This is a genomic window from Sinimarinibacterium flocculans (assembly GCF_003201205.1).
GTDB lineage: Bacteria > Pseudomonadota > Gammaproteobacteria > Nevskiales > Nevskiaceae > Solimonas > Solimonas flocculans.
This window is the reverse complement of the sequence record NZ_QICN01000001.1, coordinates 16,659-32,261: the sequence shown is the minus strand read 5'-3', so window position 1 is coordinate 32,261 and position 15,603 is coordinate 16,659. Positions and strand designations below refer to the sequence as shown.

Here is a 15,603-nt window from a genome sequence, read left to right as displayed (position 1 = left end):
GGCAGCGTCCGTCCTACAGCATCCACCACGTCGGCAACCAGCGCAGCGACCGGAACCACTGGTCGGGGGCCGGGTGACCGGAAATGGTCGGATAGAACCAGACGAAGAGGCCGCCGGCCAGGGCGACCGCGATCCAGGGCAGCTCTTTCAGCCTCGGCCATTGCGACCACTCGATCAGACGCTTGCCCAGCAGCACGATGAGCACCAGGGCAGCCGGATAGTAGTGATAGTTGAAGGCCGCACGATCGACCAGGGCCCACGGCAGATACAAGCTGGCGATCGCACCGAACAGAATGAGTTCGTCGGCGCGCGGTCGCCGCAGGTTCTGCCAGATCGCCACGAGCATCACACCGAGCCCCCCCCACCAGATCAGCGGATTACCGAGAATCGAGATCGCTGTCCGCGGCGAGCCTTCTCCCGTGAAGATCCACAGCGGCTTGAGGTTGATCGGCCATGTCCAGAAGGGCGACTGGAACGGGTGCGTGCTGGTCAGCTTGGCGTGGTAGTCGAAGATATCGCGCTGCGATTTGAGTATTTCGCGAAGGCCGTCGAGGCTCAGCAGTGAGGGCGCGTCCTGCAGGCTGCGCAGGAAGGGCAGATAGCTGAACCAGTAGATCAGCAGCGGCACGGCCCCGAACGCGACCGCGGCGCCGGTCATTCGCGGCCAGAGCCTGCTCCAGCGCTGCACGCCGTCGCGCCGGAATCCACTGCCGGCTCCGATCGCGAAGAACATGAATGCGCCCACCCCGCCGTACAGCGCGCTCCATTTCACGGCGATCGCCGCGCCCAGGGCGGCGCCCGCTGCAATCAGATCCGGGCTCAGACGCCACCCGTCGCGCCAGTCCGCGTGCTGCCGCAACCCGAACTGCCGCCACAGGAAGAGCACGCACAGGAGCGTGAACAGCCCGAGATAGCTGTCGATCGTGGCATAGCGTCCGATCGTGAAGCGCGAGAATTCGAACAGACCGAGCCCCCCGACAAGCAACATCGCGGTCAGATTGCCGGCAAACAGCCAGCCGCCCCAGGCGAGCACGCCAACCGTGAGCGCGGACGCGATCACGCCCGAGAAGCGCCAACCGAAGGGGGTCATGCCGAAGACATCGATGCCCCACGAGATGAACCATTTCCCGAGCGGCGGATGGGTGGTTTCATAGATCGGCTGCCGATGCAGGAACTCGTAGCCGGTACGCCCATGGTAGATCTCGTCGAAGTACGTACTGACGAGGAATCCGCGCCCGCGAATCCACGTATGAGGTTCGTCGACCAAGTTCGCGTAATCGGCGGCCTCGCTGTCGCGCGCAAGCAGCGCATCCGGCTGCAGCGGCGTGCCGGACGCGTCGAGCAGGCCCAGCTCGTTGATGCGCCATTGCTCACCCGATGCGCGCCAACGATAGCGCGTACTCGGCCCGACGTTTTCGAGCGTAACCTCGTAGAGACGGTAAAAGTCCGGCATCTCGCGCTCGGCGAAGAGCGGTACCCAGTCCTGGCCCTCGTAGCGCTCGAGCTGCATCTTGACGACGTTGTCACCGATGGCCTTCTCGCCGGCATAGACCAGCGCATACCGCGCGACGACCGGCTCTTCGTACTCGAACTCGAGCGTGAACCCCTCTGCCGTCGCCACTCCGGTCTGCGGATAGTCGCTGACGCCTACGCGGTACAGGCCGATCGCCGTAGCTGCTATCACAAAGCCCAGCACAATCGCGCTGTGCTGCAGGCCCCACGTCGAAAGAGCGGGCCTCGGAGATACCGGGGCCGCCGACCTTGCGAAACGCAGTTGGGGCAGCCGGCTCAGCGCTCGCTGGGGCCAGTCCGGCAACTGCCACCACAGCACCGTCAGCACCGACAGCGCCACATTCGCCGCCGAGCTGACACGGATGAACGACGTGTCGTGGGGCGCGATCGTGTTCAGATCGATGTAGTAGTAGTAGACGTAGGCGATGTTGGCGAGGGCTGCGCAGGTCCATAGAACGAATAAGGGCAGCCGGATACGTGCCGGCGCAACGAGCAACAACATGGGCAGCAGCATGAGGATGTAGCGCTCATGCATGCGCGGCGCGAGCATGAAGAACGCGATCGTCGCCAGCGCGAACGCCCATGCGATGAGCGTCCCACGCTCGGCCGGGTCGACGGTGCGGCGCAGTCGCAGGCCGAGCCAGACCGCGACCGCGACGATCGCGCCGGTCGCGTCGATGAGCGCCCAGGTCTGCATCTTGAGACCGAACGCCACCCCCACGTCCTTCTGCCAGTTCCATCCCATCAGCGCCCACAGGTTGTAGGCATTGACGGTGATGAAATCGTAGGTCGAGGCGGTGTCGAAATAGAGGTTCGGCAACCAGTCCCACGGCCGGCTCCACGCAAAGCGTGCGACGATCAGCGCATAGACGACAAGGCCGGTAAGCGCCGCTGTCGCGATCGTCCGCGGGGAGCGTCCGATGATCACGGCGATACCGAAGATGCCGGCGTAGAGCGCCCCTTGCGGCTTGAACGCGACGGCGATCGCGAACAGCGCTGCGGCCGGAACGATTCTGCCGCCGCGCCACGCGAGCCATCCTCCGACGATCAACAGGCAGAGCAAGGCCTCGGTCTGCCCCCAGAGCGCGCCCGTGAAGATCAACGCGGGGTTGAGCCAGTACAGGCTCGCCAGCCCCCAGGCACGGCCCTCGCCCAGCTCACGACGCAGATGCCGGAGCAGCAGCAGCGACGCGGCGGCGTCACAGAGCAGCGCCGGAACTTTGATCAGCGCGGTGAAATGCGTCGAGCTTCCCCAATCGAGCACCCGCGCCACGGCACCGAGCGCACCGAGCACGTACATGTAGAAAGGGGGATAATCCGCGAAGTAACCTTCGCGGTAGAGATTCAGGGGATTGTCGGGATTCGACGCCTCGAGTGCCCAGGCCTTGTAGGTACCGGTGTCGTAGTGAAAACCGGTGTCCCAGAGGAGCGGCAAACGCAGGAGCACACCCACCGCCAGCCAGCACAGGACGAGGCTGCGCTGCGCCGCGATGTCGCGGGTAGCGGCAACTCTCCCGTCGTCCTCACGTATCAGGTAGCCCGCGACCAGGACAAAGAACAGCCCGTAGAGGCAGACGAAGGCAGCAGTGTTCAAGAGTCCCTGATCTTCTGGTGTTGTTGATCGCCGCGGAATTCTAAGCTGCCGGCGTGGGGGCCGTGAGCGCTGCCGCGGCCGGATTCGAGAATCGAGATGGGCAATCGCCGGATATGGTCCAGTTTTCCGCCCCGAACCTGAGAGCACAGGTGGCGCGCTTCACGCGCTTCGTGATAGTCGGTGGCTTCGCGACCGCACTCATGTATGCGCTGCTGCTCGTCGGCGTCGAGGGGCTGGGGATGACACCCGTCCCCGCCTCCGTCGTGGCCTACGGACTCAGCGCGATCGCGAACTACGCCCTGAACCGCAGGCTGACCTTCCGCAGCACGCAACGCCACCGCGTCGCCCTGCCGCGGTTCGCTGCGGTCTCGGGAGCCGGGCTGATCATCAATACGCTGATCATGTACGTTGGCACGACGATGATGAACGGGCATTATCTGGTGGTCCAGATCCTTGCGACGGCGGTCGTGCTGCTCTGGAACTATCTTGGGAGCTATCTGTGGACGTTCCACCAGCCGTCCGGGAGATGACTGCGCGCGACGCCCACCGGCGCGAGGCCCCGTTGTGCCTGGCCCTGGTCGTGCCGTGCTACAACGAAGAAGCCGTACTCGGTGAAACCATCGCCCGCCTCTGTGCGGTCATGAGCCGGCTGCATGCCGACGGCAAGATCCGCGACGACAGTCGCATCTATTTCGTCGACGACGGCAGCAGAGACCGGACCTGGGCGCTCATCGACGAGGCCTGTCGCGCGCAGACCTGGGTCGCCGGAATCAAGCTGGCCCGCAACCACGGCCACCAGCATGCGCTGCTCGCGGGGTTGTTCACCGCCCGGGGCGACGCGGCGATCTCGCTGGACGCCGACCTGCAGGACGATGTCAATGCCATCTTCGAGATGGTCGACCGGTATCTGGACGGCGCCGACATCGTCTACGGCGTGCGACGCCGCCGAGACATGGACAGTGTGTTCAAACGCAGCAGCGCGCGCGGTTTCTACCGGATCATGCGCGCCTTGGGCGTTCGGCTGATCAACGATCACGCGGACTATCGCCTGCTGAGCCGCCGTGCGCTCGAGGCACTCAAGGCCTTCCGTGAGGTCAACCTGTTTCTGCGCGGCATCATTCCGCTGCTCGGCTTCCCGACGGCCACGGTTTACTACGACCGGGGCGAGCGGCATGCCGGCGAGTCCAAGTACCCCCTGCGGCGGATGCTCAGCTTCGCGTTCGACGGCGTCACCTCATTCTCGAACTTTCCGTTGAGGATGATCACGGCCCTGGGATTCACGGTCTTCGTTTTCGCCCTTGCCTGCAGCGTCTGGATTCTTTACGTCGCCCTGCTCACCGACCGCGCAGTGCCGGGCTGGGCATCGACGGCGCTGCCGATGTACCTGCTCGGCGGCATTCAGCTTCTGTGTCTTGGTGTGATGGGCGAGTACATCGGCAAGCTGTACTCCGAAGTCAAGGCGAGGCCGCGATTCATCATCGAGACGGTCATCGATACCGGCCAGCCCGCTATCGCCCACCGCGACGCCCACGACGACTGAAGGCGTCGTGGCGCGCGATACTGGCGCCATGTCTGTAGACCCTCGCGCAGCTTCGCCGCTGGACGGCATAGGCCTCATCGAGCGGGACGGGCTGGGCGAGCGCCTCGACGGCGCGTCGGACCGGCCCACCGTGCTCTGCGCCAGCCCGCGCCTCGCGCAGCAGCTCCAGGCGGACTACGCGCACGCGCAGGCGGCGCGCGGTCGGCGCGTATGGGACACACCACCGATCCGCAGCCTGGAGGCATTGCTGAGCGACCGGGCGGCGGAGGCCTTTGCAAGGGGCATCGGCCGGGATGTGCTGTCCACGGCGGAGTGTGTGCTGCTGTGGCGTCTGGTCGTCGCCGAGGCGCGCGAGGATTTCACCTTGCTGCGGGAAGGCGAGGCCGCGCGCCTCGCGGCGGAGGCCTGGCGGCTGTGCGTCGAGTACGACGTGAGCCTGCCGCTGCAGGTCGGCTCGCCGGAAGTCGAGGCCTTCAACCGCTGGGCGCAGGCCTATCGCGCGCGCTGCCGGCGACTGGATCGCGACGATCCGCACGAGTGGCGTCTGCGGCAGATCGACACGCTGGGCCAGACCCTGCCCGGGCGCACCATCGTACTGGCCGGCTTCGATCCGGAACCGCCATGGCTGCGGCGTCTCGTCGCATCGTTGCAGAACGGCGGCAGCACGGTCCTGCGTCTGGCGGACGGCGGGAGCGAACGTCCGGCACAAGGGTACTGCGCGTCGAATCCGGAGCAGGAGCTGCTGGCGGCTGCGCACTGGACGCGCGAGCGGGCGCTGGCGCAGCCCGGATCGCGCATCGGCATCGTCGTGCCCGATCTCGGCGCTCGACGCGCCGACCTGATGCGCATCTTCGATCAGGTGTTGTGTCCGTCGCTCGACGACCTCGCCTCGTCGTCGGCATCGCGTCCGTACAACCTCAGCCTCGGCCAGCCGCTGTCCGACACCGGCCTCGTGCGCTGCGCACTGCAACTGCTGCAGACCGGCATCGGCGGACTCGATCTGCCGGCCGCGGGCAGCCTGCTGTGCTCGCCGTACTGGGGCGACGACGACAGCCGGATGTCCCGCGCCAACAGCGACCGCCTGTTGCGCGAACAGGGGCATCTGCGGATCGACCTGCCGACGCTGCAGGCCCTTGGGGGCGATGCCCGTATCGCGCGCCTGCCGCCGTTGGCAAGCCAGCGCCGCGCCGATCCGGCGCAGTGGGCGGAGCGCTTCACCGAGTGGCTCGATCTCGCCGGGTGGCCCGGGGCACGACCGCTCGACAGCGCCGATTTCCAGACGCTCGAAGCCTGGCGCGATCTGCTCGCAAGCTTCGGGGCACTGGGCGACGTGCTCGGCCCCGTGCCGGCATCGGCGGCGCTGGCGCAGCTGTCGCGCCTCGCCGGCGAGCGCGTGTTCCAGCCGCAGTCGCCGCCGGTGAACATCCAGGTCCTCGGCGTTTCCGAGGCGGCCGGGCTGAGCTTCGATGCACTGCGCGTACTCGGCCTCGACGACGAGCACTGGCCGCCCGCGGGCCGGCCGAATCCGTTCATTCCGTTCGAGCTGCAGCGACGCCTCGGCATGCCGCACGCGTCGACCGCGCAGGAACTGGCCTGGGCCGAGCGCAGCACGCAGGCCTGGCGCCGCGCGGCCCCGGAGGTCGTCTTCTGCTGGCCGGCGACCGACGGCGACCGCCCACTGCTGCCGAGCCCGCTGATCCAGTCGGAGGCCGACGGCGCGCAGACCGGAACACCGGCACAGCCCGCCGACCACTGGCGCGAGGCGCGCGCACTGGCACAGTTCGAGACGTTCGCCGACCACTATGCACCGCACCCGGATCTCGCCCGTCCGGTCCCCGGCGGCACGCGCCTGATCGGCGACCAGGCGACCTGCCCCTTCCGCGCCTTCGCGACACATCGCCTCGGAGCAAAGGCGCTCGAACAGCCGGGCTACGGCCCGAACGCCATCGACCGCGGCGTGGTGACACACCGGGTACTCGAGACCCTGTGGCGCCAGTGGCGCGATCACGCCACGCTGGCATCGCTCGACGACGCCGCACTCGATCGCGCGCTGGGTGCCGCCGTCGACACCGAACTGCAACGCATGGCGACGCGTGCTCCGCAACGCTTCGCACCGACGCTCGTCCGCCTCGAAGCGGAGCGCCTCGGCACGCTGCTGCGTCAGTGGCTGACGCTGGAACGCGAACGCCCGCCGTTCACCGTCGAGCGGCTCGAAGGGCGCAAGGAAGCGGACTCCGCGACGACGGCCGACGACGACCTGCGCCGCTTCGGACCGCTGCAGCTGCGGCTGCGCCCGGATCGCATCGACCGGCTCGACGACGGCCGGCGTCTCGTCATCGACTACAAGACCGGCGTCGGTCGCAAGCCGCCCTGGCGCGACGCGCGGCCCGAGGAGCCGCAGCTGCTGCTCTACGCGCTGACCGAGTCCGGCATCGATGGCATCGCCTATGCCCGGCTGCGTGCCGGCACCGTGGGCCTCGACGGCATCGGCGCGGATGCGGACCTGGCCCCGCAGATCCGCGCCTACACGGACGAGCGCGACACCCGCGACGCCAGCGGCTGGGACGCGCTGATGGGCCGCTGGCGCGGCGAGCTGCAGACGCTGGCGGACGAGATCGCGCGCGGCCTGGCCAGCGTCACGCCCAAGCACCCGCGGCAGTCCTGCCGCGACTGCAGCCTGCATGCGCTGTGCCGCATCCGCGAGTTGGCCCCCGAGGCCGCCGACGACGAGGCGGCGACATGACGCAGACGCCCGCAGCGCCGATCGCCGATGCCGAGGCGCGCGCCGCCGCGCTCGACCCGCTGCGCAGCTTCATCGTCCAGGCGCCGGCGGGCTCGGGAAAAACCGAACTGCTGACCCAGCGCCTGCTGCTGCTGCTGGCCGCGGTCGACGAGCCCGAGGAGGTCGTCGCGATCACCTTCACGCGCAAGGCGGCAGCGGAGATGCGCCACCGCGTGTTCGCCGCGATCCGCGCCGCACAGTCGGACGAAGCGCCGCAGGACGCGCACCGGCAACGCACCTGGCAGCTGGCGCGGCGCGTGCTCGCCCAGTCGCAGACCCGCGGCTGGCGCCTGCACGACACGCCGCAGCGCCTGCGCATCCGCACGATCGATGCACTGTGCGCCGAGATCGTCCGCCAGTCGCCGCTGGGGTCGCGCCTCGGCGGCGGCATCGACATCGTCGACAACGCTGAACCGCTGTACCGCGAAGCGGCGCGCGCGGTGCTGGGCGCGCTCGACAGCGAGCTGCCGCAGGCGGCGCCGGTCGCACGCGTGCTGCGTCATTTCGACAACCGCACCGCGCGCCTCGAACAGCAACTCGTCGACCTGCTGCGTCGACGCGACCAGTGGCTGCGCCTGGTCGCCGGCGACCGCAAGGCCGGTCGCTCGCGCGAGGTGCTGGAAGCGGCCCTCACAGGTGTGATCGTCGACGCCCTGCAGCAGGCCGACCGCGCGATCCCGGCGACGCTCAGGACGATCTGGCTGCAGTCGGCCGCACATGCCTCGTCCCAGCGCTACGCGAAGAATCCGGAGCTGGCCTTGCATGCCCTGCGCGACGGCCAGTGGCCGGGCTGCGCGCCGGCCGAGCTGCCGCGCTGGCACGCCCTGCTCGACCTGGTCCTCACCGCCGACGGCAGCTGGCGTGCGACCGTCAACGCGGTACAGGGCTTCCCGGCCGGCAAGACCAACGCGGAGAAGGCCGAACTGGGACCGGCACGCGACGCCCACCTCGCCCTGCTGGCCGCGCTGTCCGCGCAACCCGGCCTGCGCGAGCGGCTGGCGGAGCTGCGCGAACTGCCGTCGCCGGGATACACCGACGCCCAGTGGCAGGTGCTTGACGCCCTGCTCGACACGATGCTGCTGGCGGCCGCGGAACTGCGGCTGGTGTTCGCCGAGCGTGGCGCCACCGACTTCGCGGAAATCGCGGCGCAGGCGGTCCACGCGCTGGGCGGTCCCGAGGCGCCCAGCGATCTGGCGCTGCGCCTCGACTACCGCATCCGCCATCTGCTCGTCGACGAGTTCCAGGACACCTCGACGACGCAGTGGCAGTTGCTCGAACGGCTCACGGCCGGCTGGACGCCCGGCGACGGCCGCACGCTGTTCGCCGTCGGCGATCCGATGCAGAGCATCTACCGCTTCCGCGAGGCCGACGTCGGCCTCTACCTGCGCGCCCGCGAGCACGGCATCGGTCTGCTGCCGCTCACTCCGCTGACACTGTCCTGCAACTTCCGCTCGCAGCGCGGCATCGTCGACTGGGTCAACGAAACGTTCCGGCAGGTGCTGCCGCCGCAGGACGACCGGGATCGCAGCGCGGTGACGCACAGCCGCGCCGACGCGGTCCATCCGGACGCCGAAGCGCCTGCGGTGCGACTGCACGCCCTGATCGATGCCGACGACGCCACGGAAGCCGCGCGCGTCGTGGAACTGCTGCGCGAGGCGCAGTCACGCGACGCCGACGGACGCATCGCGATACTCGTGCGCAATCGCGGCCACCTGACGGAAATCGCCGCGGCGCTGCGCGATGCGGGCATCGGCTACCAAGCGGTCGACATCGAGAGCCTCGCCGAGCGGCCGGTCATCACCGACCTGCATGCGCTCACGCGCGCACTGTTGCATCCGCACGACCGCATTGCCTGGCTTGCGGTGCTGCGCGCCCCCTGGTGCGGACTGACCCTCGCCGATCTACACGCGCTTGCCGCGGACCTGCCGGCGCAGGACAGCGTGCTGACCGCCATGGACGACGTACAGCGCATCGCGGCGATGAGCGAGGACGGTCAGCGCCGACTCGCGCGCCTGCGTGATGTCGTGGTCGCGGCACACGCCCGGCAAGGACGCATGCCGCTGCGGCGCTGGCTCGAATCCACGTGGTTCGCATTGGGCGGCGCAGCCTGCGCCGACGGACCGACGGCGCTCGCCGATGCGGCCAGCTACTTCGACGCCGTGCAGCGGCTGGCACCGGGTGCGGTACTCGAGGATCTCACCGCCCTCGACCTCGCGCTGCACGATCTCAAGGCCAGTCCCGACCCGTCGGCCGACGAGCGCGTCAGCGTGATGACGATCCACAAATCGAAGGGACTCGAGTTCGACACGGTGATCGTGCCGGGGCTCGGCCGTGGCACGCGCAGCGACGATCCGCCGCCGGTGGCATGGATGCAGATCAGCGATGCCGACGGGCACCCGCGCCTGTTGATGGCGCCGGTGCACGCCACCGGCGATGCGCGCGAGGACAGCTACGATCATCTGCGCGCGCGCGAGGCCGAGCGTCAGCGCCACGAGGACGCACGACTGCTCTACGTGGCGACGACGCGGGCGCGCCGATGCCTGCATCTGCTCGGCAACGTCCGCCGCACCGACGACGGCACACCGGCACGACCTCCCGACCGCAGCCTGCTGGCACGTCTGTGGCCGGCGGTATCGGCCGCCTTCGAGGCCGCCGCGGAGCTGCCTGTTCAGCGCACGTCCGCTGCGGTGCCCGACGCCGCGTTGTCGGCACCGCCGCTGCGGCGCCTGCGCGACTGGCCCCGCGTGACGCGGCCGGCCGGCCTGCCGCTGCCCGCTGCGGCCGCCGGCAGCAGCGGCGAGCCGCTGCGCTTCGACTGGGCCGGCGAAACCGCCCGGGCGGTCGGCGTGCTTTACCACCGCTGGGTGCAGGTTATTGCCGGAGAGGGCATCGACCACTGGAGCCCGGCGCGCTGCGCCAGCCTGGCCGCGGTCCTGCAATCGGCGCTGCGCGGCATGGGCGTACCGGCCACGCGACGCGGCACCGCGGCGGAACGCGTGATGCAGGCGCTGACGAACACGCTGGCCGATCCGCGCGGTCGCTGGCTGCTCGACAACCGTCACGCCGGCGCCGCCAGCGAACTCGACCTGAGCACCCTGCGCGACGGCGTGCTGCAGCGGCGCGTGATCGACCGCAGCTTCGTCGACGACGGCACACGCTGGATCGTCGACTTCAAGACCAGCACCCACGAGGGTGCGGACACGGCGTCCTTCGTGCGCAATGAACTGGCGCGGTATCGCGCGCAGCTCGCCGGCTACTGCGCCCTGATGCGCGACTACGATGCGGGGCACCCGCCGCGCGCTGCCCTGTACCTGCCGCTGATCGACGATCCGGCGCTGCGCTGGATCGAGCTGGACGAATCCTCGTAGGAGCGTTCCCGGTCGCGACCCCTGGGCCGCGTAAACATCAGGGCGCGCCTGAAGACGCTCCTGCACCCGCGCAGCGAGGCAAGGGATGCGCTAGGCGGCGCGGCTTTCTGCCGTGGCTGCTTCGACCGTCACCGCGACGCCATTGAGCGCGGCGTTGCCGGACAGCACATCGAGATGGCGGTCGTCGGTCAGGTCGTTGGCGCTCTGGCCCGGCTGCTGCTGCGCGATGCGCTGCTGCACACCGACACGCGCATGGCCCCAGCCGTGCGGCAGCGACACGACACCGGGCATGATGTCCTCGGTCGCCTGCACCTCGACCTCGACATTGCCGACGCGCGAGCCGACGCGCACGCGCATGCCGTCGACAAGATTCCGCGCGGCCAGATCCTGCGGGTGCATGAACAGCTGATGGCGCGGCTTGCCCTTCACCAGCCGCTGCGCGTTATGCATCCACGAGTTGTTGCTGCGCACGTGACGACGCCCGATCAGCCACAACTCGCCGGCGCGGGGCTGTGCGGCCTGCTGCTCGCCGAGCAGCCGGTCGTAGCGGGCGATCTCCTCCGCGATCGCCGCGTTGATCGCGACGATGTGCCGGTCCTTCGTGCACAGACGGCGCGGCAGCACCGGCTGCAGCGGTCCCAGGTCGATGCCGTGCGGCGCCGCCTTGAGGCTGTTCAGCGATAGCGCCTGCGGTGCCTGCTTGCCGTAGGGCCCGCGCCGCAGGCTGAGGTCGAGCAGACGATGTGGCGGCATGCGCAGCATGACCTCGTCCTTCAGCCGCGCGCCGAGACGCTGCAGAAAGGGCTTGCGCGCATCGGGGCGCAGTCGCGCGCGCAGGCGGCGGCCGAGGCGCACGAAGATCTCCCAGTCGTGCAGCGACCCCGCCGGTTTCGGGAACACCGCGGCGTTGTAGCGCGCCGTATTCCGCATCGCGAAGTGGTGGAAGATGATGTCGTAGTGGTCGTGCTCGAGCGCGCCGGTGGGCGGCAGGATGTAGTCGGCGAAGCGCGTGGTCTCGTTGCGGTAGTAGTCGATGCTGACCATGAATTCGAGCGTGCCCAGCGCCTGTTCGAGCTGGCGTCCGTTGGGCGTCGACAGCACCGGATTGCCGGCAATCGTCACCAGCGCACGCACCTGCCCGTCGCCCGGCGTCAGGATTTCCTCGGCCAGCGCCGCGACCGGCAGCTCGCCGCCGAACTCGGGCAAACCGCGCACGCGCGACTTCCACGCAGCGAAATGGCCGGGTTTCGATCCCGCACCGCGGATCAGGTCCATTGCCGGCAGCGGAAACATCATCCCGCCTTCGCGGTCGAGGTTGCCGGTGACGATGTTGAGCAACGCCAGCGCCCACTGGCACAGCGTGCCGTGCGCCTGCGTCGACACGCCCATGCGCCCGTAGGCCGCCGCCGCGCCGCTGGCGGCAAACTCGCGTGCAATGCGGCAGATCGTCCCGGCATCGATGCCGCAGACCTGGGCCGCACGCTCGGCCGTGAACGGCCGCACCGCTTCGGCAACCGCATCGAGACCGTCGGTGAACTCGGCGAGCCGCCCGGGTTGCGCGAGCTTTTCCTCGAACAGGGTGTTGAGCAGCGCCAGCAGCAGCGCGGCATCAGCACCGGGCCGGACGAAGTGATGCTCGTCGGCAACTGCCGCGGTTTCGGTGCGGCGCGGATCGATCAGCACCAGCTTGCCGCCGCGTGCCTGCATCGCCTTCAGACGCTCGCGGAAATCCGGCACCGTCCACAGGCTGCCGTTGGAGGCCATCGGATTGGCGCCGAGCATCAGGATGTAGCGGCTGCGGTCGATGTCCGGCACCGACACCAGCAACTGGTGCCCGTACAGCCAGTAGGCGACGAGCTGGTGCGGCAACTGGTCGACCGAGGTCGCCGAGTAGCGGCTGCGCGTCTTCAGCGGGCCGAGGAATGCGCTGCTGTGCGTCAGGTTGCCCCAGTTGTGCACACTCGGATTGCCCAGATAGGCGGCGACGCTGTTGGCGCCGTGGGCCTTGTGGATGGCGGCCAGGCGGTCGGCGATGTCGTCGAGCGCCTCGTCCCAGCCCACTTCCTGCCACTGATCGCCGATGCGCTTGAGCGGCCGCCGCAGCCGGTCCGGGTCCTCGTGCAGGTCCTGCAGCGCGACGGCCTTGGGGCAGATGTGTCCGCGCGACAGCGGGTCTGCGTCGTCGCCCTTGATCGAGACGACGTGGCCGTCGCGAACCTTGATCTCCAGGCCGCAGATCGCTTCACACAGGTTGCAGGCGCGGTAGTGGGTCTGCTCGCTCATTCGCTGGCTCCTCCGGTTGCCGGATGATACGCCCGTCGCCGGCGTCAATCCGATTACCATGGAGGTCGTCGCCGCCCCCCGGAAAACGTCCCATGTCGAACGTCCTGATCGCCAACGCCCACATCATCAACGAGGACCACGAAACCGCCGCCGACGTGCTCGTGCGCGACGGGCGCATCGCCCGCATCGCACCGCGGATCAGCGCCCCGGCGGGCGTGCCGGTGTTCGATGCGAAGGGCCAGTGGCTGCTGCCGGGCGTGATCGACGATCAGGTGCACTTCCGCGAACCGGGGCTCACGCACAAGGGCGACCTGTCCACCGAATCGCGCGCGGCGGTCGTTGGCGGCACGACCAGCTTCTTCGACATGCCCAACAACAAGCCGGCGATCACGACGCGCGCATTGCTCGCCGAGAAGTACGCGATGGCGCAGGGCCGCTGCTTCGGCAACTACGCGTTCTACTTCGGCGGCGCCAACGACAACCTGGAGGAGGTGGCGGCGCTGCAGCGCGACGAGGCCTGCGCGATCAAGGTGTTCATGGGTGCGAGCACCGGCAACATGCTGGTCGACAACCCGAAGACGCTCGAAGGCATCTTCTCGCGCGCGCCGCTGCTGGTGGTCACGCACTGCGAGGACACGCCGATGATTCTCGCCAACGAGGCGAAGGCGCGCGAAAAGTACGGCGACGACGTGCCGGCCGCCGAACATCCGCGCATCCGTTCCGAGGCGGCCTGCTACAAGTCCACCGAACTGGCGACGAGCCTGGCGAAGAAATACAACGCCGACCTGCACGTGCTGCATCTGACGACGGCGAAGGAGCTGGCGTTCTTCACGGCCGGACCGATGAAGAACAAGAAGATCACCGTCGAGGCCTGCGTCCATCACCTGTACATGGACGAGCGCGACTACGAACGGCTCGGCCACCTGATCAAGTGCAACCCGGCGATCAAGACGCCGCAGGACCGCCGCGCGCTGGTGCGCGCCGTGATGGAGGACCGCATCGACATCGTCGCCACCGACCACGCCCCGCACACCGCCGAGGAGAAGGCCAATGCCTACTTCAAGGCGCCGTCGGGCCTGCCGCTGGTGCAGCACTCGCTGCTGATGCTGATCGACCTGGTGAAACTCGGCGAGATGAACCTGCGCACCGTCGTGCGCAAGACCAGCCACGCCGTCGCCGACCGCTTCGGCATTCCCGACCGCGGCTACATCCGCGAGGGCTACTGGGCGGATCTGGTGGTCGTCGATCCGCGCGCGACGACGACGGTGCGCAAGTCCGACGTGCTCTACCGCTGCGGCTGGTCGCCGGTCGAGGGCTGCACCTTCCCCGCGACCATCCGCGCCACCTTCGTCAACGGCGCACTCGCCGCCGAGAACGGCTGCGTCGTCGGCGGGCCGAAGGGCCAGCGCATCCGCTTCGCCTGAGCACGCCCATGCCAGCGCGCTGTCCGTGGAGCCTGTCGACGCCCGACTACATCGCCTATCACGATGACGAATGGGGCCGGCCGCAGCACGACGATCGGGTGCTGTTCGAGTTCCTGATTCTCGAAGGGGCGCAGGCCGGCCTGTCGTGGCGCACGATCCTCGAGAAACGTGCCGGCTACCGCCGGGCTTTCGCCGATTTCGATCCCGCCAAGGTCGCGCGCTTCACCGATGCCAGGCTGGAAAAGCTGATGCTCGACCCCGGCATCGTCCGCAACCGCCTGAAGATCGCGTCCGCGCGCACCAACGCCCGGGCCTTTCTCGACATCCAGCGGGAGTTCGGCAGCTTCGATGCCTGGCTGTGGGCCTTCGTCGACGGCCGGCCGATCGTCAATCGGTTCACGAGACCAGCCGAGGTGCCGGCACGCACGGAACTGTCCGACCGCATTAGCAAAGCTTTGGCAAAGCGCGGCTTCAAGTTCATCGGCAGCACGATCATCTACGCCTACCTGCAGGCCATGGGCGTGGTGAATGACCACCTGCTCAGCTGCCCCTGGCATCGTCGTTGCCAGAATGATTAAGTAACCCTTACTTACCCTTTAGTATTGTTGCGTTGCAACACGCCGTTTCGCTTCCTATGATGCACTGCATCAAAACAGACCCGATGTCTGTGCAGCAAAGGAACGAAACATGAACACGCGCCGCCCCCTGCTGGCCCTCACCGTCGCCCTGCTGGTCGCTCCCGCGGCCCACGCCGGCGACACCGGCCTGACCAAACTGCTGAGCGCATCGGCCGCTACCCTGCCGGCCCCCGCGGAACCCAGCCCGCTCCACCCGGCCACGGAAGCCGCCATCCGTGCGCAGATGGCCGCGATCGATGCGCGCATGACGGCCACGCTGGCCGCGCCGACCGAAGCCACCGCACCGGCGAAGAGCACCGAGCTGGCGGCACGCTAGGCCCGCTCGACCCTCGAGGCATACCCGGCGCGCCGTCTTCGGACGGCGCGCTTTTTTTGCGCCCGCCGATCGTCTCAACCACTTCAGGTCTTGACTCTGGCCCAAAGTCCAGGGTTTAGCATGGCTGCACTGTTCTCCAGGAGCCG

9 protein-coding genes are annotated in these 15,603 nt (G+C 68.7%); 7 read left to right on the top strand and 2 right to left on the bottom strand.

All coding sequences use genetic code 11. From position 1 onward, the window contains the following. Positions 1 to 13: 13 nt before the first annotated feature. Positions 14 to 3,106 carry a phospholipid carrier-dependent glycosyltransferase gene (locus C8D93_RS00110; protein WP_110263150.1) on the bottom strand — a complete coding sequence of 1,031 codons (3,093 nt, stop codon included), beginning with the start codon at positions 3,104 to 3,106 and terminating at the stop codon, positions 14 to 16. Between the two features lie 62 nt (positions 3,107 to 3,168). On the opposite strand from C8D93_RS00110, the gene C8D93_RS00105 reads away from it, so the two are divergent. The 4 genes from C8D93_RS00105 to C8D93_RS00090 are packed head-to-tail and all read left to right on the top strand — an operon-like array spanning position 3,169 to position 10,796. Next, entirely contained in the window at positions 3,169 to 3,636 is a 468-nt protein-coding gene (locus C8D93_RS00105; RefSeq protein WP_146216468.1) for a GtrA family protein, read from the top strand. After that, positions 3,633 to 4,646 carry a glycosyltransferase family 2 protein gene (locus C8D93_RS00100; RefSeq protein WP_110263148.1) on the top strand — a complete coding sequence of 338 codons (1,014 nt, stop codon included), beginning with the start codon at positions 3,633 to 3,635 and terminating at the stop codon, positions 4,644 to 4,646. Before C8D93_RS00105 ends, C8D93_RS00100 begins: the two co-directional genes overlap by 4 nt. A gap of 28 nt (positions 4,647 to 4,674) precedes the next feature. Next, a complete protein-coding gene (locus tag C8D93_RS00095) occupies positions 4,675 to 7,389 on the top strand; it encodes a PD-(D/E)XK nuclease family protein (RefSeq protein ID WP_146216467.1) in 2,715 nt (904 codons plus the stop codon). Further along, a complete protein-coding gene (locus C8D93_RS00090; RefSeq protein WP_110263146.1) occupies positions 7,386 to 10,796 on the top strand; it encodes a UvrD-helicase domain-containing protein in 3,411 nt (1,136 codons plus the stop codon). Before C8D93_RS00095 ends, C8D93_RS00090 begins: the two co-directional genes overlap by 4 nt. Before the next feature lie 90 nt (positions 10,797 to 10,886). Here the strand turns inward: C8D93_RS00090 and C8D93_RS00085 are convergent, their stop codons facing one another. Next, on the bottom strand, positions 10,887 to 13,079 hold the full coding sequence (locus C8D93_RS00085; RefSeq protein WP_110263145.1) for a molybdopterin-dependent oxidoreductase: 2,193 nt from the start codon (positions 13,077 to 13,079) through the stop codon (positions 10,887 to 10,889). Between the two features lie 92 nt (positions 13,080 to 13,171). Here C8D93_RS00085 and C8D93_RS00080 point away from each other — a divergent pair, with 92 nt between their 5' ends. From C8D93_RS00080 to C8D93_RS00070, 3 genes are all read left to right on the top strand, one after another. Beyond that, positions 13,172 to 14,503, top strand: coding sequence for a dihydroorotase (locus C8D93_RS00080; protein WP_110263144.1), 1,332 nt, complete (start codon positions 13,172 to 13,174; stop codon positions 14,501 to 14,503). 8 nt (positions 14,504 to 14,511) lie between these two features. Continuing rightward, positions 14,512 to 15,081: a DNA-3-methyladenine glycosylase I gene (locus C8D93_RS00075; protein WP_110263143.1), complete on the top strand. Its 570-nt coding sequence runs from the start codon at positions 14,512 to 14,514 to the stop codon at positions 15,079 to 15,081. Positions 15,082 to 15,190: 109 nt separating this feature from the next. Beyond that, on the top strand, positions 15,191 to 15,457 hold the full coding sequence (locus tag C8D93_RS00070; RefSeq protein WP_110263142.1) for a hypothetical protein: 267 nt from the start codon (positions 15,191 to 15,193) through the stop codon (positions 15,455 to 15,457). Positions 15,458 to 15,603 lie beyond the last annotated feature (146 nt).

Bases quoted from the DNA above. Each gene is read 5' to 3' on its own strand.
- C8D93_RS00075 (WP_110263143.1), top strand. From the start codon at position 14,512: ATGCCAGCGCGCTGTCCGTGGAGCCTGTCGACGCCCGACTACATCGCC.
- C8D93_RS00085 (WP_110263145.1), bottom strand. From the start codon at position 13,079: ATGAGCGAGCAGACCCACTACCGCGCCTGCAACCTGTGTGAAGCGATC.
- C8D93_RS00080 (WP_110263144.1), top strand. From the start codon at position 13,172: ATGTCGAACGTCCTGATCGCCAACGCCCACATCATCAACGAGGACCAC.
- C8D93_RS00100 (WP_110263148.1), top strand. From the start codon at position 3,633: ATGACTGCGCGCGACGCCCACCGGCGCGAGGCCCCGTTGTGCCTGGCC.
- C8D93_RS00095 (WP_146216467.1), top strand. From the start codon at position 4,675: ATGTCTGTAGACCCTCGCGCAGCTTCGCCGCTGGACGGCATAGGCCTC.
- C8D93_RS00070 (WP_110263142.1), top strand. From the start codon at position 15,191: ATGAACACGCGCCGCCCCCTGCTGGCCCTCACCGTCGCCCTGCTGGTC.
- C8D93_RS00090 (WP_110263146.1), top strand. From the start codon at position 7,386: ATGACGCAGACGCCCGCAGCGCCGATCGCCGATGCCGAGGCGCGCGCC.